This is a genomic window from Geomonas edaphica, assembly GCF_004917075.1.
GTDB classification, from domain to species: domain Bacteria; phylum Desulfobacterota; class Desulfuromonadia; order Geobacterales; family Geobacteraceae; genus Geomonas; species Geomonas edaphica.
The window spans coordinates 245,571-265,783 of the sequence record NZ_SSYB01000001.1 but is presented as its reverse complement, the minus strand read 5'-3'; the positions used below and the strand labels follow the sequence as shown (position 1 = coordinate 265,783).

At 59.4% G+C, this 20,213-nt stretch carries 18 protein-coding genes; 8 read left to right on the top strand and 10 right to left on the bottom strand.

The window, feature by feature from the left end; genetic code table 11:
- Nucleotide 1: 1 nt before the first annotated feature.
- Nucleotides 2-478, bottom strand: a complete 477-nt coding sequence (locus tag E8K79_RS01130; protein ID WP_246043660.1) for a hypothetical protein — start codon at nt 476-478, stop codon at nt 2-4.
- A gap of 144 nt (nt 479-622) precedes the next feature.
- Between E8K79_RS01130 and E8K79_RS01125 the strand changes: the two genes are divergently transcribed.
- The 8 genes from E8K79_RS01125 to E8K79_RS01090 all read left to right on the top strand — a co-directional run bounded on the left by E8K79_RS01125 (nt 623) and on the right by E8K79_RS01090 (nt 11,549).
- Nucleotides 623-1,837: a molybdopterin molybdotransferase MoeA gene (locus E8K79_RS01125; RefSeq protein ID WP_136513090.1), complete on the top strand. Its 1,215-nt coding sequence runs from the start codon at nt 623-625 to the stop codon at nt 1,835-1,837.
- A 379-nt stretch (nt 1,838-2,216) separates the two neighbouring features.
- A complete protein-coding gene (locus E8K79_RS01120) occupies nt 2,217-3,041 on the top strand; it encodes a c-type cytochrome (protein ID WP_136513089.1) in 825 nt (274 codons plus the stop codon).
- Nucleotides 3,041-6,613 carry a nitrate reductase subunit alpha gene (locus tag E8K79_RS01115; protein ID WP_136513088.1) on the top strand — a complete coding sequence of 1,191 codons (3,573 nt, stop codon included), beginning with the start codon at nt 3,041-3,043 and terminating at the stop codon, nt 6,611-6,613. Before E8K79_RS01120 ends, E8K79_RS01115 begins: the two co-directional genes overlap by 1 nt.
- A gap of 16 nt (nt 6,614-6,629) precedes the next feature.
- Nucleotides 6,630-8,084, top strand: a complete 1,455-nt coding sequence (gene narH, locus E8K79_RS01110) for a nitrate reductase subunit beta (RefSeq protein WP_135869778.1) — start codon at nt 6,630-6,632, stop codon at nt 8,082-8,084.
- Nucleotides 8,081-8,626, top strand: coding sequence for a nitrate reductase molybdenum cofactor assembly chaperone (gene narJ / locus E8K79_RS01105; RefSeq protein ID WP_136513087.1), 546 nt, complete (start codon nt 8,081-8,083; stop codon nt 8,624-8,626). Before narH ends, narJ begins: the two co-directional genes overlap by 4 nt.
- Nucleotides 8,620-9,285, top strand: coding sequence for a respiratory nitrate reductase subunit gamma (locus tag E8K79_RS01100; protein WP_135869776.1), 666 nt, complete (start codon nt 8,620-8,622; stop codon nt 9,283-9,285). The genes narJ and E8K79_RS01100 overlap by 7 nt, the downstream gene beginning before the upstream one ends.
- Before the next feature lie 26 nt (nt 9,286-9,311).
- Nucleotides 9,312-10,697 (top strand): NarK family nitrate/nitrite MFS transporter, encoded by a 1,386-nt coding sequence (locus E8K79_RS01095; protein WP_136513086.1) that lies wholly within the window; start codon nt 9,312-9,314, stop codon nt 10,695-10,697.
- 114 nt (nt 10,698-10,811) lie between these two features.
- Complete coding sequence (locus E8K79_RS01090; protein ID WP_135869774.1) at nt 10,812-11,549, top strand: sulfite exporter TauE/SafE family protein; 738 nt, start codon at nt 10,812-10,814, stop codon at nt 11,547-11,549.
- A gap of 8 nt (nt 11,550-11,557) precedes the next feature.
- Here the strand turns inward: E8K79_RS01090 and E8K79_RS01085 are convergent, their stop codons facing one another.
- The 9 genes from E8K79_RS01085 to E8K79_RS01045 form a co-directional block, all read right to left on the bottom strand.
- The gene (locus E8K79_RS01085; protein WP_136513085.1) at nt 11,558-12,322 is read right to left on the bottom strand and encodes an undecaprenyl-diphosphate phosphatase; all 765 of its coding nucleotides are present in this window, start codon (nt 12,320-12,322) and stop codon (nt 11,558-11,560) included.
- 274 nt (nt 12,323-12,596) lie between these two features.
- Entirely contained in the window at nt 12,597-12,998 is a 402-nt protein-coding gene (locus tag E8K79_RS01080) for a hemerythrin domain-containing protein (RefSeq protein ID WP_136513084.1), read from the bottom strand.
- A gap of 112 nt (nt 12,999-13,110) precedes the next feature.
- Nucleotides 13,111-14,169 carry a glycosyltransferase family 2 protein gene (locus E8K79_RS01075; RefSeq protein WP_136513083.1) on the bottom strand — a complete coding sequence of 353 codons (1,059 nt, stop codon included), beginning with the start codon at nt 14,167-14,169 and terminating at the stop codon, nt 13,111-13,113.
- A 2-nt stretch (nt 14,170-14,171) separates the two neighbouring features.
- Complete coding sequence (locus tag E8K79_RS01070) at nt 14,172-15,050, bottom strand: alpha-1,2-fucosyltransferase (protein ID WP_136513082.1); 879 nt, start codon at nt 15,048-15,050, stop codon at nt 14,172-14,174.
- Complete coding sequence (locus E8K79_RS01065) at nt 15,051-16,058, bottom strand: STELLO glycosyltransferase family protein (protein ID WP_198419756.1); 1,008 nt, start codon at nt 16,056-16,058, stop codon at nt 15,051-15,053.
- On the bottom strand, nt 16,051-16,800 hold the full coding sequence (locus E8K79_RS01060; RefSeq protein WP_198419755.1) for a glycosyltransferase: 750 nt from the start codon (nt 16,798-16,800) through the stop codon (nt 16,051-16,053). The genes E8K79_RS01065 and E8K79_RS01060 overlap by 8 nt, the downstream gene beginning before the upstream one ends.
- A gap of 24 nt (nt 16,801-16,824) precedes the next feature.
- On the bottom strand, nt 16,825-18,195 hold the full coding sequence (locus E8K79_RS01055) for a hypothetical protein (RefSeq protein WP_136513079.1): 1,371 nt from the start codon (nt 18,193-18,195) through the stop codon (nt 16,825-16,827).
- A gap of 56 nt (nt 18,196-18,251) precedes the next feature.
- Nucleotides 18,252-19,223: a glycosyltransferase family 2 protein gene (locus E8K79_RS01050; RefSeq protein ID WP_162604575.1), complete on the bottom strand. Its 972-nt coding sequence runs from the start codon at nt 19,221-19,223 to the stop codon at nt 18,252-18,254.
- Nucleotides 19,224-19,238: 15 nt separating this feature from the next.
- Nucleotides 19,239-20,195 (bottom strand): glycosyltransferase family 2 protein, encoded by a 957-nt coding sequence (locus tag E8K79_RS01045; protein WP_136513077.1) that lies wholly within the window; start codon nt 20,193-20,195, stop codon nt 19,239-19,241.
- Nucleotides 20,196-20,213 lie beyond the last annotated feature (18 nt).

The window sequence follows — 20,213 nt, the reverse complement described above, 5'->3', positions numbered from 1 at the left end:
TTTAAAACCTTCTGCTGTCGTATGCCCAGTGCAAAAGCGCCTGGCGCTGCCTGCGGCGGCAGGTGAGCACACCTTCCGGGCAGTTATTCCTGATCTGGGCGATGTGCCTCGTCATCGCCTTCCAGCGCTTGATCTGTCGCGCGTCATCCGGACACCTGCGCCCCATGTAGTAGCGGCAGTACCACTGGAACCAGCCGCGCGGGTCGTCGCTGTAAATCCACCCTTTCTCGCGCCAGTACGAAAGCGGCTTCGATGCATTCACCCCGAAAAAGTTGTACTCCGCCACATGCCGCTCGTGACAGAGCCTCGCGTTCTCAAACCAGTCCTCGGGAAACTCATCCCGGCAATCGGTCATGTACTTGCCGCCAAAAACTCCCATCTCCAGCATCTCTTTAGGCGTCAGATCGGGTTTGAACTCCGGATGGAAGTTCTCACCAGCCGGTTCGGTACGGTAATAGACGTAGTCTCTCTGCATCATGTCATTGACACAAACACGAATCTTTTTCACTTTGACTTTGACTCTCCATGGAAAGCGGTAGAATATCCCGACAAAATGTACAGTGACCGGCAGCAGTGTCAAGCCGAAGAAGAGATCTATGCACATTCAGGAGGCAGCGTCGCCATGGTGAGTATCGAAGAAGCACAGCGGATCATCCTGGAACAGATCGTTCCGCTCGAGATCGAGAAAGTAACCGTCTTCCACGGACTGAACCGCATCACGCCTGAGGATCACGTAGCGCCGTGGGACATCCCCGCCGCGGATAACTCGGCGATGGACGGCTTCGCCTTTCTCCACTCGTCGGTCCAGGATAATCGCCTCAGCGTCTGCGGCTTTCTCCCCGCCGGTGAGGTGCGCCGTGAGACGGTACCGCCGGGTAGCGCGGTGCGCATCATGACCGGCGCCCAGATACCGCCGGGGTGCGACACCGTGGTGCCCATCGAGGATGTCGAAACGGACGGCGACGCCATTGTCATCCGAGGCAAGGTGAAAGCTGGCGACCATGTGCGACGGCGCGGCGAGGACATCTCCCGCGGCGATGTCGTCATCCCGGCAGGCTCGCTCTTGCGCCCGCAGGAAATCGGCATGCTATCCGCCATGGGGAACACCTCGCTCGCCGTCTACCGGCGCACCCGCGTCGCCATCCTCGCAACCGGCGACGAACTTCTCGAGCCCGGGGCCACGCCCGAACCGGGCAAACTCATCAACAGCAACAGCTACAGCCTTGCCGCACAGGTGCTCGACGCAGGCGGCGACCCGGTGCTGCTTGGCATCGCCACCGACGACCTCGAGGCCACCTGCGAAAAAATAAGAGCTGGGCTCAACGCGGATTTCCTCGTGATAACCGGCGGGGTCTCGGTCGGCGACCGCGACTTCGTGAAGGCGGCCATCGAGGAGTTGGGCGGCAGCGTGAACTTCTGGAAGGTGAACATGAAGCCGGGCAAGCCGCTCGCCTACGCCACGCTGCAGGGGAAACCCGTCTTCGCCCTTCCCGGCAACCCGGTGGCTGCTATGGTTTCGTTCGAGCTTTTCGTGCGCCCTTCCCTTTTGAAGGCGATGGGGCACCGGCGCGTGTTCCGGCCGACGGTCCGGGCCGTGCTGCAGGAGCCTGCGGTCAACAAGGGGAACCGCCCCCACCTCGTGCGCGGCATCGTGTCGCAGTGCGACGGGCGTTACCTTGTCTCCACCACCGGCAACCAGAGCTCGGGGCGGCTCTCCTCCCTCACCTTAGGCAACGGCCTCATGAAGCTCGCGCCGGAATCCAGGATCGAGTCCGGCAACGAGGTGGAGGTCATGCTGCTCGACCGCAATTTCGAGATGGGCCTTTTGCAGGAGTAACCAGAACCGTTCCGTCTCTCCCATCTAGCCCCCTCCCCTTTTCGAGGCGGCGGTCACTTCATAAACGACGGCCGCCGCCATTTTTCTGCTTCAACCTGCAAATCCTCTTTGCCTTGTTATAATTAGGTCCCGACCCGTCCAAGCCTAATTAACAAAATTTTCCCTGCTACATTTTTCCCAGGATCGGTCCAACTCGCGGTATCACCTCAGTCCGCAAAAGGGGAAGACAGCCTTATCGCTTTTTTTGATCTAGGTCAAAATTATCCACAGAATAGTGTTCTAGAGTCGTCTTGCTCCGAAACGTTTACACTACTGGGCCGAAGGCTTCCTCAAGAGCCCCTCCCCGTACAACCAACCTGGAAGCAGAAGGAGAAAATCCATGCAGCCTGCCTTTTCAAAACTCGGCCGTTTGATTTTGTCGATGACATTGGTGCTTTTCGCCTCGGGAACCGTTCGCGCCGATGCGGGCAAGGACCTTTTCGACAAGATGTGTTCCTCCTGCCACACTATTGGCGGCGGTGACGGGGCCGGCCCCGACCTTAAAGGGGTCGGTACCAAGCGTTCTTCCGAGTGGCTGGTGCAGATCATCACCGACCCGGCGAAGCTCACCGCGTCGAAGGACCCGGCTCAAGCCGAGTTGGTTAAAAAGTACGGCATGGAAATGCCGAGCCTCGGGGTGAGCCGCCCGGATGCCGAGAAAATCGTCGCGTTCCTGGGTGGTGGCGCTCCCGCGCCGGGCGCCGCTGCAGGTTCCGCTGCGTCAGGTAGTGCGCCAGCACCTGCTGAGACCAATGCCGCCCCGCCTGCCGAGGTCGTGGTCACCAAGGAGCTACTCGCGACAGGACGGGACCTCTTCACCGGGAAACAGCGCTTTGCCAAAGGTGGCGCCCCTTGCGTCTCCTGCCATCACTTCGACTATCCCGGAATCCACAGCGGAGCCCTTGCCGCCGACCTTACCGGTCTCTACGGCAAGATGGGCGAGAACGGCGTGCGCGGCGTGCTGAAAAGCCTCAACTTCCCGGTGATGAAAAAGATCTACGCGGACCGCCCGCTGACCGACGATGAGGCGACCGCGCTCACCGCGCTTTTCAAGGACGCCTCCGCCCGAAAGCAGGCCCAAAGTGATCCCTACCCCATTGCCGGCCTTGGCTTCTTCGCCTTCTGCCTTATCGCCGCGCTCGCCTTCAAGAGGAGATACAAATAATGTCACACGACAGGATCAAGGACGAACGTTCGCCGCAAAACCGGCAATGGGAGGAGTTCTACCGCAACCGCCACCAGTACGACAAGGTGGTGCGCAGCACCCACGGCGTCAACTGTACCGGCGGCTGTAGCTGGATGGTGCACGTGAAGGACGGCATCGTCGGCTGGGAACTGCAGGCGAACGACTACCCGCAGTTCGACGGCACCATCCCGAACCACGAGCCCCGCGGCTGCACGCGCGGCATCACCTTCTCCTGGTACCTCTACAGCCCCCTGAGGGTCAAGCACCCCTACCTGCGCGGCGCGCTGCTCGACCGCTGGACCGAGGCAAGAAAGCTTCACGCCGACCCGGTGGACGCCTGGGCGAGCATCGTAGAGGACAAGGAGAAACGCGCCTCCTACACCGGCCAGCGCGGCATGGGGGGCTTTAGGCGCGGCGACTGGGATACCGTGACCGAGATCATCGCGGCCTCCAACATCTACACCGCGAAGAAGCACGGCCCGGACCGCGTCGTCGGATTTTCCCCCATTCCCGCCATGTCGATGATCAGCTATGCGGCGGGAACGCGCTTCCTGCAGCTATTCGGCGGGGTCGCCATGAGCTTCTACGACTGGTACTGCGACCTTCCCCCCGCCTCCCCGCAGGTCTGGGGCGAGCAGACCGACGTGAACGAGTCGGCGGACTGGTACAACGCCTCCTACATCGTCCTTTGCGGCTCCAACGTCCCGATGACCCGCACCCCGGACGCCCACTACCTGACCGAGGCGCGCTACCGCGGCACCAAGGTGGTGGTGATGTCGCCGGACTTCTCCATAGCGACCAAGTTCGCCGACGCCTGGCTCCCGGTGGAACAGGGGCACGACGGCGCCTTCTGGATGGCAGTGAACCACGTGCTCCTCAAGGAGTTCTACGCCGAGCGCGAAGTCCCCTTCTTCAAGGATTACGTCACCAAGTACACCGATTTCCCCTTCCTCGTTGAGCTAACGGAGCAAGACGGCGTCTGGCGCCAGGGTGAACTGGTGCGCGCCGCCCAGTTAGAGCGCTCGGCAAACCTCGAACATGCGGAATGGTGCCTGTGCGTTGCGGACCAGGACGGCTCGGTACGCGTCCCCAACGGGAGCCTCGGCACGCGCTGGAGCAAACAGGAGGGGACCTGGAACCTCGAGATGAAGGACGTGGTGGACGGCGGTGCGATCGACCCAGCCCTCACCTTCCTGGGGGGAGAGACCCGCAGGGTGCGCTTCCGTTTCGAGGGTGAAACCGACGCGGTCCGCGAGGTCCCGGTGCAGCGCGTCACCACCGACAAGGGCGAGATCGTAGTCACCACGGTCTTCGATCTCTTGATGGCGCAGTTCGGCGTCTCGCGCGGCCTTTCCGGCGACTACCCGGCCGGGTATCATTCCGAGCTTCCCTTCACCCCGAAATGGCAGGAGAAGCACACCGGCATCGATGCCGAGACCGTCTTGAAGATCGCACGCGAATGGGGTGAGAACGGCGAGAAAAGTAACGGGCGCAACATGGTCATCATCGGGGCCGGTGTGAACCACTGGTACCACCAAGACCTCATCTACCGCGCCGCGATAACAGCCCTCATCCTGACCGGGAGTGTCGGGAGAAACGGCGCAGGCCTCGCCCATTACGTCGGGCAGGAGAAGGTCCAGCCGCTCTCGCCCTGGACCTCCATCGCCATGGCCCACGACTGGATCAAGGGGTCCCGTCTGCAGAACACTCCGAGCTTTTGGTACATGCACTCGGACCAGTGGCGCTACGACCGCAGCTTCGTGGATTACTTCAAGCCGGAGACCGGCGAGAAAATGCCGGTGCACGCCGCGGACTTCAACGCGAAAGCGGTTCGGCTTGGCTGGCTCCCCTTCGCCCCGCATTTCAACGAGAACCCCCTTTCGCTGATGAAACAGGCGAAGGAGGCGGGGTGCGAGGACGACGCGGCGACGCGCGCGTGGCTCGTACAACGCCTGAAAAGTGGCACCACCCGCTTTGCCATCGAGGACCCGGACCGGGAGGGGAACTGCCCGAAGGTGTGGTTCATCTGGCGCGGCAACGCGATCTCGGCAAGCGCCAAGGGGCACGAGTTCTTCCTGAAGCATGTGCTCGGCGCCCCGAATGCGAGCTGTACCGCACGAGAGGCGGCCAAGGGCGAGGTGCAGGACATCGTCTGGCACGAAAAAGCCCCCGAGGGGAAGGTCGACCTCGTCATCGATCTCAACTTCAGGATGGACACCTCGACCATGTACTCGGACATCGTCCTTCCGGCGGCAACCTGGTACGAGAAGAGCGACCTGAACACCACCGACATGCACTCCTTTGTTAACTGCATGGACGCTGCGGTTCCCCCTTCCTGGGAATCCAAATCGGACTGGAAGATCTTCACCATGATCGCCAAGAAGGTGAGCGAACTCGCCGCGACGCACCTCCCCGAGCCGGTACGCGACGTGATCGCCGCGCCGCTTTTACACGACACCCCTGGCGAGATCGCACAGCGCACGGTAAAGGACTGGAAACTCGGCGAGTGCGAGCCGGTGCCGGGCAAGACCATGCCCAACCTCGCCATCGTCGAGCGAGACTACGTGAACCTCTACAACCGCTACCTATCGGTCGGGCCCGAGATCGGGCACCTCGGTTCACACGGAAACTACTACGACGCGGATGACGAGCACGAGAAACTGCGGGAAACCCTTCCCAACCGTACCTGGAACGGCAAGAGCTTCATCGACATCGCCGACGAGAAGGTGGTGGCGGACGTGATCCTGTCGCTTGCCCCCGAGACCAACGGCGAACTCGCGCACCGCGCCTACCGCAACCTGGAGAAGAGGGTCGGCAAGCCGCTCGCGCAGCTAGCCGAAGGGTCGCGCGATGTGCGGATCAAATGGGAGGACGTGACCCAGAAACCGCGCCGGGTGCTGAACTCCCCGATCTGGAGCGGGCTCGTGAACGGCGGTCGCCCGTACGCGCCGTTCACGCTGAACGTCGAGCACGAGGTCCCCTGGCGCACCCTGACCGGGCGGCAATCGCTCTACCTGGATCACCCGTACTACCGTGAGTTCCACGAGGGGCTCCCCACCTTCAAGGGGAAACTGAACCCAGCGCTTCTGGACGAGACCGAGGGGGAACAGGGGCTCGTGCTGAACTTCCTCACCCCGCACGGGAAATGGGGCATCCACTCCACCTACAGCGACAACCTGAGGATGCTCACCCTCTCCCGCGGCGGGCAGGCGATATGGCTGAACCATCTGGACGCGGCCGGTGCCGGTATCGAAGACAACGAGACCATCGAGGTGTACAACGCAAACGGCGCGGTAGTCTGCCGCTCCATCGTCTCGTCCCGCATACCGCGCGGCGCTGCGATCATGTATCACGCACCGGAGCGGACCCTGAACATCAAGAAGTCGAAGAAAAGCGGGAAAAGGGGCGGCGTTCACAACAGCCTCTCCCGCATTCGTCTGAAGCCGACCCTGATGCTAGGAGGGTACGCGCAGTTCAGCTACTACTTCAACTACTGGGGCCCAACCGGCGTGAACCGTGACAGTTACGTGGTGGTCAGGAAACTGAAATAGGATCAAGGAGCCATAAATGGATGTTAGAGCCCAAATAGTCATGGTGTTCAACCTGGACAAGTGCATCGGCTGCCACACCTGTTCCATTTCCTGCAAGAACATCTGGACCGACAGGAAGGGCGCCGAATACATGTGGTGGAACAACGTCGAGACCAAACCCGGCGTCGGTTACCCGCGGCAGTGGGAGGACCAGGAGCGCTTCAAGGGGGGCTGGGTGGTCGACGGCAAGAAGCTGAAGCTGAAGGCCATGGGCAAGGGCCCCACCCTCGCCAACATGTTCTTCCAGCCCAACATGCCGAAGATCGAGGACTACTACGAGCCCTTCGACTTCGATTACGGTAACTTGGCCGGCGCCAAGGAGTCGAAGGACCAGCCGGTGGCCGAGGCCTTCTCCCAGATCTCCGGGAAGAAGATCGAGGAGATCCAGGGAGGCCCCAACTGGGACGACGACCTCTCCGGCTCCCAGGTCTACGCGGCCAAGGACCTGAACCTCAAAGACAAGAAGGTGATCGAGTCCTACGACTCGATGTTCATGCAGTACCTGCCGCGCATCTGCAACCACTGCCTGAACCCGGCCTGCGTCGCCTCCTGCCCGTCGCGCGCCCTCTACAAGCGCGGCGAAGACGGCATCGTCCTCGTCGACCAGGAGGTGTGCAAGGGGTGGCGCTTCTGCACCAGTGCCTGCCCGTACAAGAAGGTCTACTTCAACTGGAGTACCGGCAAGGCGGAGAAGTGCATCTTCTGCTACCCCCGCGTCGAGGGGGGACAGTGCAACGCCTGCGCCCACAGCTGCGTCGGGCGCATCCGCTACGTGGGCGTGCTCCTTTACGACGCGGACGCCGTCGAGGCAGCGGCACTTAAGGGGGACGCCGAACTCGTCGAGGCGCACCGCGACGTCATCCTCGATCCGCGCGACCCGGAAGTCTGCAGACAGGCCAAGGAGAACGGCATCTCCGACCAGTGGCTGGATGCCGCAGCCGCTTCCCCGGTCTACGCGCTGGTGAAGGAGTTCCGTGTCGCCCTCCCGCTGCACCCGGAATTCAGGACGCTCCCGATGGCGTACTACATCCCTTCCCTCTCCCCGGTCCTCTCCACCTGGGGCGATACCCACAAGCTCCTCGAGCACGGCATGATCCCGGCGCTGGAGACCTTGCGCGTTCCCATCGGTTACCTGGCGAGCCTTCTTTCCGGCGGGAACCACGCGGTGATCGAGGAGGCGCTTAAAAAGCTGATCGCGATCAGGGTGCGGATGCGGGCCGAAAACCTCGGACTCCCTGCCGACCCGGAGCTCCTTGCGGACGCGGGGCTCGACGAAGCGGCGGCAAAGAGGCTGTACCGGCTCTTCACCATCGCGGGCTACAACGAGCGCAACGTGATCCCGCCGCAGCAGCGCGAGGAGAACGATCCGGAGAAACGCAGGCAGGAGGGAGGCTTCGGCATCCTTAAAAAGACCAGGAGGGGCGGCAAATGAGCATTCAGCAGAGCTATGACGCCCTGGCGAGACTGTTCGAGTATCCAAGGCAAAGGGAGGAGCTGCAGGCATCCTTCGCCAGCGTCGCGGGCTACCTGCGGCAAAACGAGATCCAGTCGCGGCTGAACCTCTTCGGCGAGCTGGTGACCGGATCGACGCTGGAAAAACTGCAGGAAGAGTACGTCGCCCGCTTCGACTTCAACCCGGCCGGGGCGCCGTACCTGGGTCACCACCTGTACGGCGACAACCAGAAAAAGGGGGGATACATGATCCAGGTGAAACAGGAGTACGCGAGGCACGGCTTCGTCGCGCCCGACGAGGAACTCCCGGACCACCTGGCGGTACTTCTCTCCTTCCTCGCACACCTGGCGCGGCATGGCGAGGACGAGGCGCGCCGCGAGTTCATCGGGAAACTGGTGCTGCCCGGCATCAACAAGCTGATCGGGGCCCAGGCCCCGCGCGACACGTCCCCATGGTTCACCCTGGTCGAGGCGGCCGAGCTACTTTGCAGCGCGGACTGCCGGGAGGTTCCCTCATGCTGAACGATCTGATCTTCATAGCGCTCCCTTATGCGGCGCTCGCGCTGGTGCTCCTGGTAACGCCGTACCGCTTTTTGAGCAATAGGCTCACCTGGTCGGCCTACTCGACGCAGTTTCTCGAGCGAAAGGTCCTCTACTGGGGGATCAACCCGTGGCACTACGGCATCCTTCCCATCCTCCTGGCCCATGTCCTGGGCTTCGCCTTCCCCGGTTTCTTCAAGGGGTTCCTCGGTAACCAGCAGACCCTTTTCGCGACGGAAAGCGTACTCTTCGGGCTCGGCGCCTTCGCCTTTTTCGGCGTGCTGCTCCTTTTGCTGCGGCGCGTGAACTCGGGGATGCTGAAGCGGGTCACCTTCAGTTCGGACTGGCTCGTGCTTTATCTCCTCGCCTTCCAGGCGGGTACCGGGATCTATATCGGCTACTTCATGCGCTGGGGCTCGCAATGGTACCTGCACACCGCGGTCCCCTATCTCTGGTCCATCGTCTCGTTCCGCCCGCAGATCGAGTACGTTGCCGACCTGCCGCTCGTGTTCAAGCTGCACGCCGCCTGCGCCTTCCTGATCGTCGCGGTGCTCCCGTTCACGAAACTCGTGCACATGCTCTACCTCCCGGTGGATTTCCTGAAGGACCCGCCGCTTCTGTACCGCTGGCGTTCCAAATAGCAATTTAATAATTTACAGGAGGGTCGATGTCGTCACGAGTATTGGCAGTATGGAGCCCGGAGGATGCAACATTCTGGGAGGATCAGGGCAAGGCGGTCGCCTATCGAAACCTGTGGATCTCGATCCCGGCCCTGTTCATCTCATTCGCGGTATGGATGGTCTGGAGCGTGGTGGTGGTTAACCTGCAGTCGATCGGCTTCGCCTTCGACGCGGACAAACTTTTCTGGCTGGCGGCGCTTCCGGGACTTTCCGGCGCCACCCTGAGGATCTTCTACTCTTTCATGGTCCCCATCTTCGGCGGCAGGACCTGGACCACGATCAGCACCGCTTCACTTCTCATCCCCGCGGTCGGCATCGGCTTCGCCGTGCGCGACCCGAGCACGAGCTACACGACCATGCTGCTGCTCGCCTTTCTCTGCGGCCTGGGAGGGGGTAACTTCGCGTCTAGCATGTCCAACATCAGCTTTTTCTTCCCAAAATCGCTGAAGGGAACCGCCCTCGGCCTGAACGCGGGGCTCGGCAACCTGGGCGTCAGCGCCATGCAGTTCCTGGTGCCGATCGTCATCACCACCGGTTCCTTCCGTGCGCTCTGCGGCAACCCCCAGCTTTGCGTCATCAAGGGGACGGCTGAATCGGTATGGATGCAGAACGCCGGATTCATCTGGGTCCCCTTCATCGTGCTCGCCACTCTCGCCGCCTGGTTCGGCATGAACGACATCGCCGATGCAAAGGCGTCCTTCAAGGAGCAGTCGGTCATCTTCAAGCGCAAGCACAACTGGATCATGTGCTGGCTCTACCTCGGCACCTTCGGCTCCTTCATCGGCTACTCGGCCGGTCTGCCGCTCTTGATCAAATCACAGTTTCCCGCGGTCAGCCCGACCCAGTACGCCTTTATCGGCCCCCTGCTGGGCGCCTTGTTCCGTCCGGTCGGCGGCTGGATCGCCGACAAACTGGGCGGCGCGCGGGTTACCTTCTGGAACTTCATCGCCATGGCGGCGGCCGCCGTCGGCGTGCTCTACTACCTTCCGAGCCAGGGTAACCCCGGCAATTTCTGGGGCTTTCTCGCCATGTTCATCCTGATGTTCATCACCACCGGGATCGGCAACGGTTCCACATTCAGGATGATACCGGTTATCTTCTTGACCGAGCGCCAGCGCGCCGCGCAGGATGGCGGCCCGAAAGCGCAGGCCCAGGCGACGGCCGAGGCGGGCAAAGAAGCGGCGGCGGTTCTCGGCTTCAGCTCGGCGTTCGCAGCCTACGGGGCCTTCTTCATACCCAAGGCCTTCGGAAGCTCGATAACCCACACCGGAGCCCCGCATCTGGCCCTGTACGGCTTTCTGGCCTTTTACCTGAGCTGCCTGGCTCTCACTTGGTACTGTTATTCGCGGAAAAACGCCGAGATGCCTTGTTGAGGTAAGCGCTGTGAAGGGAGCGGGGAAGCGTGGTATCTTTCCCCGGTGTCTCCAGCAGAGTTGAGGCGGGGCGACGGCCACGGAGCCGTCCCCCGCCGCCAGCCGGAGGGTTACATGATCCTGCAACTTCTCATACCGATGCTTTTCTGTACGCTGCTGGTGGCGCTTCTGTACTCCTGCGTCGGCCACGGCGGCGCGTCCGGATACATCGCGGTACTCGCTTTGTTCAGCGTGTCGCCCGAGGTCTTCAAGCCGACCGCTCTCACCCTGAACCTGCTGGTCGCCGGAATCACCACGTGGTCGTTTTTCCGCGCCGGGCATTTCTCGTGGCGGCTTTTCTGGCCCTTCGCCGCGACCTCGATCCCGTTCAGTTTCCTCGGCGGATACCTCACCCTCCCCGCCCACATCTACCGGCCGCTGGTCGGGGTGGTGCTGCTCCTGTCGGCGTCGCGTCTTTTGCTGCAGAAAAACGCGGCCCCTGTCCGCACCACTCCCCCGTCCCTGCCGGTCGCTCTCGTCATCGGGGCCGCGCTCGGGCTTCTCTCCGGGCTGACCGGAGTCGGCGGCGGCATATTCCTGAGTCCACTTCTGCTGCTCTGCAAATGGGGCGAGCTGCGCGAGGTCTCGGCGGTCGCCGCCCTGTTCATCCTGGTGAACTCCTGCGCCGGGTTACTCGGGCATCTGAGCGGCGTTCAGGCGATACCGAGCTACGCGCCGCTCATGGCCGGAAGCGCCCTTCTGGGCGGCGCCATCGGTTCGCTGCTGGGTAGCCGTCATCTCCCCGTCCCCACCATCATGCGGGTGTTATCGCTCGTACTCACCATCGCCGGGTTCAAGCTGCTGCTGGTTTAGACCCCAAACTAGAACATGAAAACCAGGAAGATGATACCGGCGGCGATGCGGTAGATGCCAAAGGGGATGAAGGTGTGACTGGTGACGAACTTGAGGAGGGCCTTGATGCCGATCACGCCGAAGATGAACGAAACGACGAAACCCACGGCGATGTTCTGCCAGTCCCCCATGTGAAACACAGAGTGGTTCTTGTAGATGTCGTAACAGGTGGCGGCAAGCATGGTGGGAAGCGCGAGGAGAAAAGAAAATTCGGCAGCGTCCTTGCGGTCGAGCCCGCAGACAAGCCCGCCGATGATGGTGGCGCCAGAACGCGAGACGCCGGGGACCATGGAGATGCACTGCACGAGGCCGATGATGAAGGCCTGCCGGTAGCTGACTTCGTCAAGGGTATGGGTCGTGGCCGGGCGGTCCTTCATCCAGAGTTCTATGACGATGAAGGCGATGCCACCAGCGATGAGCATGTAGCTCACCAGGGAGGGCTGGAAGAAGGACTTGACCAGTTTGTAAAGGAGAAACCCAATCGTGCCGGTGGGCAGGAATGCCCAGCAGAGCTTCTTGAGCAGTTCCGGGCGCGCGAAAAGCTGCTTTCGGTACACCTCGACGACGGCGAGCATCGCCCCAAGCTGGATGACCACCTCGAATACCTTGTGAGCATCGGTTTGCGGCAGTTTCAAAAGCGCGGATGCCAGGATGAGATGCCCGGTTGAAGAAATGGGAAGAAACTCGCTAAGCCCTTCCACGATGCCCAGTATGATCGCGTCGAAAATCCCCACTGAAAACACTCCTCGTACTGCCGGCGCAGTCGCTGGTAATCAAAGCGAGGTAACATACCCCATCATCTTCCCCTTGTAAAGGCGCTAGTTACCCTAGCCGGATCACTTACGTGAGCCGAGGAGACCTTTTCCAGAAAAAGGAGATAGTTTTGGGGAAACTGGAGACTTTGTCCGACAAGTGGAAGCAATTTGGGGAAAACTGGATCCGGGTCATTCCAATCCGGATCCAGTTAGCCGAAAACCGAGGCGGGAGCGCTGAGTAGAATCTTTGGGGCTAGAGTTTATCAAAGGCAGCGTAAAGGGTGTTCTCTTCGCTGCGCAGTCTCCTGGAGATGGTTGCAAAGAGACGCCCGAGCGCCCTCGCAAATTCGATGTCGATCGGCGCGTCATCTGCCGCGTACTTCTTGAAGAAGGCGATGGCATTGCTGGAGATTTCTTCCATGTCCTTCGCGTAGAAGTCAACGGTACGCTTGAGTGCCTGGTCCGTCTGCGCGGCGCGGTTCAGCACCGGGTAGAGCTGTGCGTCCTCCTTCCTCAGGTGGGCGAGTAGCGTGTTCTGCGCCGCAACAAGAATCCTGTGCGCTTCCTTGTTGGTGATGGTGGTATCCTTCACGCGATTGAGCATCGCCTCGATTTCCACGTGGTCCCTTTTCAACTCGTCGATCAACCTTGCCATGAGCCACCTCTCCTTGATGCTGTCTTTGTCCTGCACCTGATCAGAACGTTTGTTTTGTATGATCGAAGTATAGGCCCGGAGAAAGCGCGGCGGCTTGATGCATGTCAAAAAACTAGGAATCGCGGAGAGCCGCCCGAATGCGGCTGGAGATGAAGGCAAAGGTGTAACGCCATGCGGGACCGGTTAAGCAGAAAAGCTCCGGCACGGTGAAGAGTTTCGGAGAGAAGATCCCCTTGGCAAGGAAATTGACAACACAAACACCCACCCAGCGCTCCACGAGCATCCGGGAGAACTGTGGCTCCGGGTAGACGGCGCTGACGTCGTTCGCCCTCTTTAATTTGCACAGCCATGCGTCGATCCGGCCAAGCTGTTCGGTTGGGGGGAGGTGCTGAACGGGAAAATCAACGGGACGAGTCAGGGCACTCAGCATCTGGTGGACCTCGAACTCGTCCGGTGTTGGTTCAAGACCAAGTTCCTGCAGCAGGGCGCGTCGCACCCGGCCTGCCGATTCCATCTGCTGCTGCGCATGCACGCTGGTCACCTGCCCGGAATGCAGCCGGTAGTGCAAAAGGACCTCCGGGATGTTGGCAAAGCGACAGTACCTGAGTGCCTCGGCCCAGAGCCGGTAGTCCTCGGCGTGAAGAAACTCCGCATCGTAGCGCAGGCCGTGTTTAAGCAGCAGTTCCCTGCGGAGGATCACCGTCGGGTGCCCTACGACCGGATTGAAAAGAGTGCCGCACCTGATGCTGTCGTGGTCGCGTGCGCAGCGCGTCGTCCTGCGCACGCGGTCGCCGAACTCGAGGTACCACACACCGCAAACGCCGACTTCCGGATGGGCGTCCATGAACTCGACCTGCCGTTGCAGCCGCTTGGGAAGGCTCAGGTCATCGCAGTCCATGCGCAGGACGTAGTCTCCTTGCGCAAGCTCGATGCCGCGGTTCAGCGTAGCGATGAGGCCGAGGTTCGCCTCGTTGCGTACCAGGCGGATGCGTGGATCGGCGAAGCTTTCCAGGGTGGCAGCGGAAGCATCGGCGGAGCCGTCGTCGATGGCTAGGAGCTCGAAATCAGTAAAAGTCTGAGAGAGGATGCTCCTCACCGCCTCTCGGACAAATGCCTCGCCGTTGTAGACCGGCATCAAAACGGTAACTCGTGGCCGTAGCGCAGCGGTCATCGCTAGATCCTCGTCCAGGAAGCGGGGACGACATCGCCGGTGTCGTGGCTCGCACCGGCAAACCAGGTCTTGGGCGCCACCACGATCTTTTCAGAGTTAAGGCAGAGCCACGCGCCCCACCAACTGAAGCTGCTGTTCGCTATGATGTGGTGCTTGCAGAGGGTCATCAGGCGCAGGTCCTCGTACCCATGGTCGGGGTCGTTGTGCTGCACAATGGTGAAGGGATACTCGAGCGGGAAGTTATCGATCACCCATTGCGGATCGTCGGAGAAGATGAAAAAGTGCGGGTGCCGTGTTTTCGAGGCGATGGTCTCGACGGCTCGGGCGTAGTACTCCGGGGAGCAGCTCCCGTGCACCAGGGAGGCGGACGGGCTGGAGATGTAGTCCCCCCGGCGGATGTGCAGCGAAACGCTGCAAAGCTCCGGGTCGCCAACAAGCTCCGCCAGTGAGCGGTTCATCCCCTGGGCCCGCTCTTTTACCGTAAAGTCAGTACAGATGATGTCGCGGACGTCACTGAAATACCGCTCACTCTGCCAGTAGCCGTCGAGGTAGCCGCTTTGGCGCGGTGCGAGCATGAGAGGGTCGAAGTGGTAGTGCTTCTCCCTCAGGTAGCGACCGCCAGGCGGCAAGAAGCGCGCGAGAAGGGACCAGAGCGGTTGCGGCCCCGGAACGAAACGAGCCACCTCCTTTTCCGAAGCGAACGCTTCGACGATATTGAAAGGGTGCAGCGCGTACTGCCTCGGGGTGGTCCCTGGCGAGGTGCTGCGAAACCAGCCAAGGTCGAGCTTCAGGGGTACCCGACTCACGTACGAGAGGCGTCGTGCCGCAGCGTACTGAAACATCTGGTTCCCCAATCCACCCATCAGTTTTACGATAATCATCTATCCCACCAACGATCCTACATCGTAGAGCCACGCATCAAGAAGGGGAAGTTCATCGGCACCGACAAGGCCAAGTTCAATGAAAGTCCGGTAACACGACCGAAGACCGCCCGCTAGGCTTTCGGTGCCGCCCTCGATTTCCAGACCAGCGAGTAATTCGCAGACACGTGCATTGTGCAGGTACCCCGGAACCTCGTCGGTGAAATCCCTGAGGAGATTGTGCTCGTTGCGTTCTTGGTAGACTGTCGGCCCGTGGAAAAGCACCCCCCACCCGTTGGCCCAGCAGATACGCTGCGCGATGAAGCTACGCCAGATGTCGCACATGCGGAAGCTGCAAAAGGAAGGTATGTAAAGAAGCGGGAATGCCTCTTTGAACCATGTGGTGTTCTGGCTGTTGAACGGAGTCCAGCTCCCGTTCCCAAGCGCCACCTTGGTCTCCTTGTCGAAACTTTGCGGAAGCTCGCGGGTCAGCCGGTAGATGGCATCGACATCGGGGTTGTCGTCGGCGAGCCCCTGTTGAATCGGGCAGCAGACCTCGCCATGTTTAATCCGGTCCAACTCAGGCACGGCGCCCTGGAGGTGTTCCAAAGGAAAGCCTCGCGGCCATATGACGCTGTCAGTGAAGTAGCGGTAAACGTTCGTCCATCCACCATGCTGCACTAGTGGCACGATATGGCGCAGCGCCCTCTCCTCCCAAAAGGATTCCCTCGGAAAGTTGTCATCGTCGGTTTCTATGATGATCCGAGCTCCCCGCGCCATTGCCTCCAGATATCCAAGGTTCTTTCGGGCGTAGTGACGTTCGGGCAAAATGGACCCGAGCTTCACCGGTAGCTCCCTCTGGCTCTCAAGGCTCATAAATTCGCATCCGGGAAGGGAGAAGTCAGACGGAGACTTGGTATCGCCAACGACAAAGAAATCGATCCCATGCTGCTGACATCCAGCGGCGCAAGCAGTGAGCGCAGAGTTTGGTGCAGAAATGGATGTGATAACAAGTGCGGTCTCAGCCACGTTTTCCTCCATCGATGATCACGGCCTTGCCGCTCAAACGCTTCATGAAATAGTGCCGCAGCACGGAAAGAGAGTTGGAGATCGAGTTTCGAGACACGCGCGGGGAAGGCGCCCGGTAACGGATTGGCACCTCTACGTGTTTGAAAGCACGCATGAGGTACCGGACCTCCGTCTGATAGAAGTGTGCCTTGGAGAGCAGCCGGTAATCCAGCAGCTTGCCTAAGGCATGCGCGTGAAACCCCTGGAAACCGGAGGTCATGTCGTGAAGCCTGGTGCCGAGGAGCAGGTTCGCGAGCAGGGTTCCCCCTTGGGATAACAGTCTTCTCTTCAGGGGTGAGTCGCCAATGGACCCGCCGGCGATAAAGCGGCTGCCGAAAACGCATTCGTACCCTTGATGAAGGGCATCGAGAAAGATTGGAATCGCCTGTGGGTCGTGCGACATCCCGGCATCCATCTCTATGATGAAATCGTGGCCGGCCTGGTAAGCCTCGCGGTAGCCGCGAAGGTATGCGTCTACCACGTTTCTGGTTTCCGGAGCCCACACCGTGACGAAGCGCATGTCTTTGCAGGAGAGATCATGGCAAAGCTGCAAAGTCCGATCTTTGGAAACCTTGTCCACAACAAAGTAGATCTTGCCTGAGTTAAGCTCGTCGAGCACTTTCACAAGCTCAGTAGTGAAGTGGTGGAATTCGGGTTCTTCATTGGCCATAGGAATTATGACGGCCCAATTGCTATTTAGCATAACACCCTCTTGCCTTACTCCCAGTTATCCAAGAATCCACATTGCGAACTTAACCATCTTGGTCCCGAACTCGAGCAGCAGGTAAATAAAAGTACTTTTGTAATAGTCTCCCATACTCCAGCCGCAAGCCGGAATACCGATGAATAAAATCATCACGTACAGAGTTCGCTTCGATCTTCCAATCAAGGCATCAAGGCATCCAGTCACTTTCGCACTGTAACCGAATACCCATGTGGGGAAAATATCCCGCAACACTGCGTGAGGCACCAAAAGATAAATGCTGAAAGTTGAGGTGACCCAGAAAAAAACCCAACGCCCGTAGTCGATTCCGAGGATGAAAAGAGGGGTAATCGAAAGTAACTGGAGAGACAGAAGAGAACAAAGTAAATCCCTGTCTTCAATATGTTCGTGCTGATGCACACTCACAGTCTTGAGAGCCCCAACGTTCACGGTCACAGCAAAGGTGGCACCCAGCATGAAAAGCCAGGCCAATGGACCATAGATTCCGTCATTGAAGTTACTCAAAAGTCCCCTAGTATAACTGACCCCCTTCTCAAGCGACCAGGAGATACCGCCTATCGCGGCAGGTGGAGCGATGCCGTCGTGATAGCTTTGAAAAGGAAAAGAGACAGCGCTCCATGATTCCCAGATCGCTGAAGCCACCTCGATATTGCCCTTATGGTATAGAACCATCAAGAAGGTGAGCATGGCAGGAGACAAAAGCAGCAAGGAAAGGGCGATGGCCTTATTTCGACTTCCTACCCTGCCAAGGATGCCATGATATAAAAGCATTATCATCATCGGAAAGGCCCAGAACCCTATTGATTCGTGCACCAGCAGGGCGACAATGAATAAAAGGTTCACCGCAAGAACCCGTTTATAACTGTTGGACAGCGCAAGTCTTACCATCCCGATGAACAACAGCACCAACAAGACGTCTTTGCGAACCCATTCATTGCTGATTGCAGGCCCCCCCATAAAAAAAGCACATGGAAGCACGACAAGCGATAATCCTGTCCGACGGAAAGAACGTATGAAGAACAAAGCCAAGGTAAGGTATAAAAAAAAGGAGAGAACGACGATCGTGTAGTAAGGATTGAGCCCAAGATTCTTGTGCGACTGTAGCAGAAGCTCCCCCAGTAAGCCTCTCCGGACGAATCCCCCCTCGTAGTTGATGAGCCATTCGGTGATGTGCCAACTTTCCTTGTAGTAGCCGTCAAAGATTTGGTGAACTACCTTTATGCCGAGAACAAGAAACGGTATCACGGCCATAGCGGTAAACATAACAGTAGACACGGAAGAGCAGATCGTTTCGATTCTTTCCCGCCACAATTTATTTATAATTGTAGCAGTATCTACCGTCTCAGCTTTTGGGGTTGGGAAATTGGCTGACATGCTTCCTCTACAAGCTTCGGTTTATGAATATAGTGCTTAGACGCACCTGAACGGAGTCAGGATATACGCTTTCGCAAGAGCAAGCGTTGTAGTGCCAGGATCAGTAGGGAAGGCGTTTTGAGAATAAGAAAGAAGATAATCCAGCCGTCGCCGCCGTAAAAAAGTTGGCGTTTGGCATCTTCGGAGAGCGACTGCGTCACTAGCCGGTAGGACGAAAGGTCCGGAAGATCCCTGACGATCTTGCAGATCATCATACTCCTCCAGTTTGATTGCCACCTGCACCTGCGTGCCTCCGAAGCCCACTTGTCGTAGAAACGAAACAAATTACGATAGATGTGGTTGTGATCCTTCTGCATGTTATTGGTATGTCGGCGAATCTTGACCAGAGTATGGTCGACATAGTCAAACTGGTACTCACGGGAAAGCCGCAGCCACATATCCCAGTCCTCGCACGCCTTCAGCTCCTCATCGAAAAGGGAGACCCGCTCGAAGCAGGAGCGCTTGACGAGCACGCCAGAGCCACTGCCCGTAATCATGTTTGCCTTAAGGAGACGTTCGAAGATGTACCCGCGGTTTTCCGGGTCGGGAGCCACGACATGGTAGTTGTTGGCGATGTGCCCGACCTCGTCGATATGAATGTAGCGGCAATAAACGACACCGAGATTGTCCCAGTCGCCTTCGGCGAACAACTTAAGTTGGCTGGACAGCTTCTCTGGGTACCACTCGTCGTCAGCGTCGAGAAAGGCGACATAGTCGCTGGTGCAAAGCCTGATCCCCGCGTTACGAGCAGCACTTAACCCACTGTTTTCCTGATGGTGGTAGAGTATCGGTACCGGTCCCATCAACTCGCGCACAAGCGCCGCGGTGCGATCGGTTGAACCGTCATCGACTACAATGATACGGACCGGGAGGTAGTCCTGGGACATGACGCTTTCGATCGCCTGAACGATAAAACTTTCCCCGTTATAGACCGGTATGACGACATCTAAGGTAGGGGGCGCTACTGCGCCCCCCTGTGCGTAATGCATGCTTTTCTCCATCGGTCACCGATCCAACCGGAGGCATCTGAGGTTTCGTAGACGATACCGCACGTACCCTTTCACAAGTGCAAAAAAGAGGCGATACACCTCGCCCATTGGTGTGGCTTCCGCCTCCCCGATCACCCCCCGTGCAGTTCGGCGCAGCAACATGAAAATAGCGGCAAAATCGGGGCGTGTGGAGACCTGGTCGAAGACACCATGCACCAGGGCGGACAGATCGGCGACCAGTTGGTCTTCTGGCTCCCGTCCAGAAAAGGCGGCAAGGTTCAGCCTGGAGATCGCCATCACCTGGTCCGTAAAGGACCGCGAATCGCTACGACATATGCTCCCTTCGACCTCCCGGTACTCGACGAGTACCTCTGGGAGGTTCGCCATTTTACCCAGCCTGCCGCGCAAAAGACGGGACCAGAGCTCGTAGTCTTCAGGCTGTCTGACCTGCGCGGTGGTGTACGCGCCGACGGCATCGAGCGCCGACTTACGTACCATCACCGAAGTGTGCACGAAGAAATTGTCGAAAAGCAGGTTGAACTTGAGCGGACCGTTCTCGGCGGGGTGTCTGTGAAAGCGCAGCGAGTGCCTCTGCTCTTCGATGATATGAGACCACGTCCCGACCATGCAGTAGTCGGGATGCGCGTCGAGAAACGCCACCTGCTTCGCGATACGCTCGGGAAGGGAAACATCGTCAGCGTCCTGGCGCGCTAGGTACCTCCCCCTAGCTAGCTCCAGCCCAACGTTTAAACTTCTGGACAGACCACGATTTTCTTGGTGCCAAACTCTCAGGCGTGGATCACGGTCACAGTACCTCTCGAGGATTTCTCTGGTGCCGTCGGTGGAGCCGTCGTTTATCACGATCAGTTCCAAGTCCGTGAAGCTTTGTCGAAGAATGCTCTGTAGGGACTCTTCGAGAAAGCGGTCGCCGTTATAGACTGGCAGCACCACGCTGACTACGGGCGCGCTCATGCAGGGCTCCGTTTGAAA

Bases quoted from the DNA above. Each gene is read 5' to 3' on its own strand.
- E8K79_RS01060 (WP_198419755.1), bottom strand. From the start codon at position 16,800: ATGCTAAATAGCAATTGGGCCGTCATAATTCCTATGGCCAATGAAGAA.
- E8K79_RS01100 (WP_135869776.1), top strand. From the start codon at position 8,620: ATGCTGAACGATCTGATCTTCATAGCGCTCCCTTATGCGGCGCTCGCG.
- E8K79_RS01090 (WP_135869774.1), top strand. From the start codon at position 10,812: ATGATCCTGCAACTTCTCATACCGATGCTTTTCTGTACGCTGCTGGTG.
- E8K79_RS01095 (WP_136513086.1), top strand. From the start codon at position 9,312: ATGTCGTCACGAGTATTGGCAGTATGGAGCCCGGAGGATGCAACATTC.
- E8K79_RS01120 (WP_136513089.1), top strand. From the start codon at position 2,217: ATGCAGCCTGCCTTTTCAAAACTCGGCCGTTTGATTTTGTCGATGACA.
- E8K79_RS01045 (WP_136513077.1), bottom strand. From the start codon at position 20,195: ATGAGCGCGCCCGTAGTCAGCGTGGTGCTGCCAGTCTATAACGGCGAC.
- E8K79_RS01080 (WP_136513084.1), bottom strand. From the start codon at position 12,998: ATGGCAAGGTTGATCGACGAGTTGAAAAGGGACCACGTGGAAATCGAG.
- E8K79_RS01075 (WP_136513083.1), bottom strand. From the start codon at position 14,169: ATGACCGCTGCGCTACGGCCACGAGTTACCGTTTTGATGCCGGTCTAC.
- E8K79_RS01125 (WP_136513090.1), top strand. From the start codon at position 623: ATGGTGAGTATCGAAGAAGCACAGCGGATCATCCTGGAACAGATCGTT.
- E8K79_RS01055 (WP_136513079.1), bottom strand. From the start codon at position 18,195: ATGTCAGCCAATTTCCCAACCCCAAAAGCTGAGACGGTAGATACTGCT.
- E8K79_RS01130 (WP_246043660.1), bottom strand. From the start codon at position 478: ATGATGCAGAGAGACTACGTCTATTACCGTACCGAACCGGCTGGTGAG.
- narH (WP_135869778.1), top strand. From the start codon at position 6,630: ATGGATGTTAGAGCCCAAATAGTCATGGTGTTCAACCTGGACAAGTGC.
- E8K79_RS01070 (WP_136513082.1), bottom strand. From the start codon at position 15,050: ATGATTATCGTAAAACTGATGGGTGGATTGGGGAACCAGATGTTTCAG.
- narJ (WP_136513087.1), top strand. From the start codon at position 8,081: ATGAGCATTCAGCAGAGCTATGACGCCCTGGCGAGACTGTTCGAGTAT.
- E8K79_RS01115 (WP_136513088.1), top strand. From the start codon at position 3,041: ATGTCACACGACAGGATCAAGGACGAACGTTCGCCGCAAAACCGGCAA.
- E8K79_RS01050 (WP_162604575.1), bottom strand. From the start codon at position 19,223: ATGCATTACGCACAGGGGGGCGCAGTAGCGCCCCCTACCTTAGATGTC.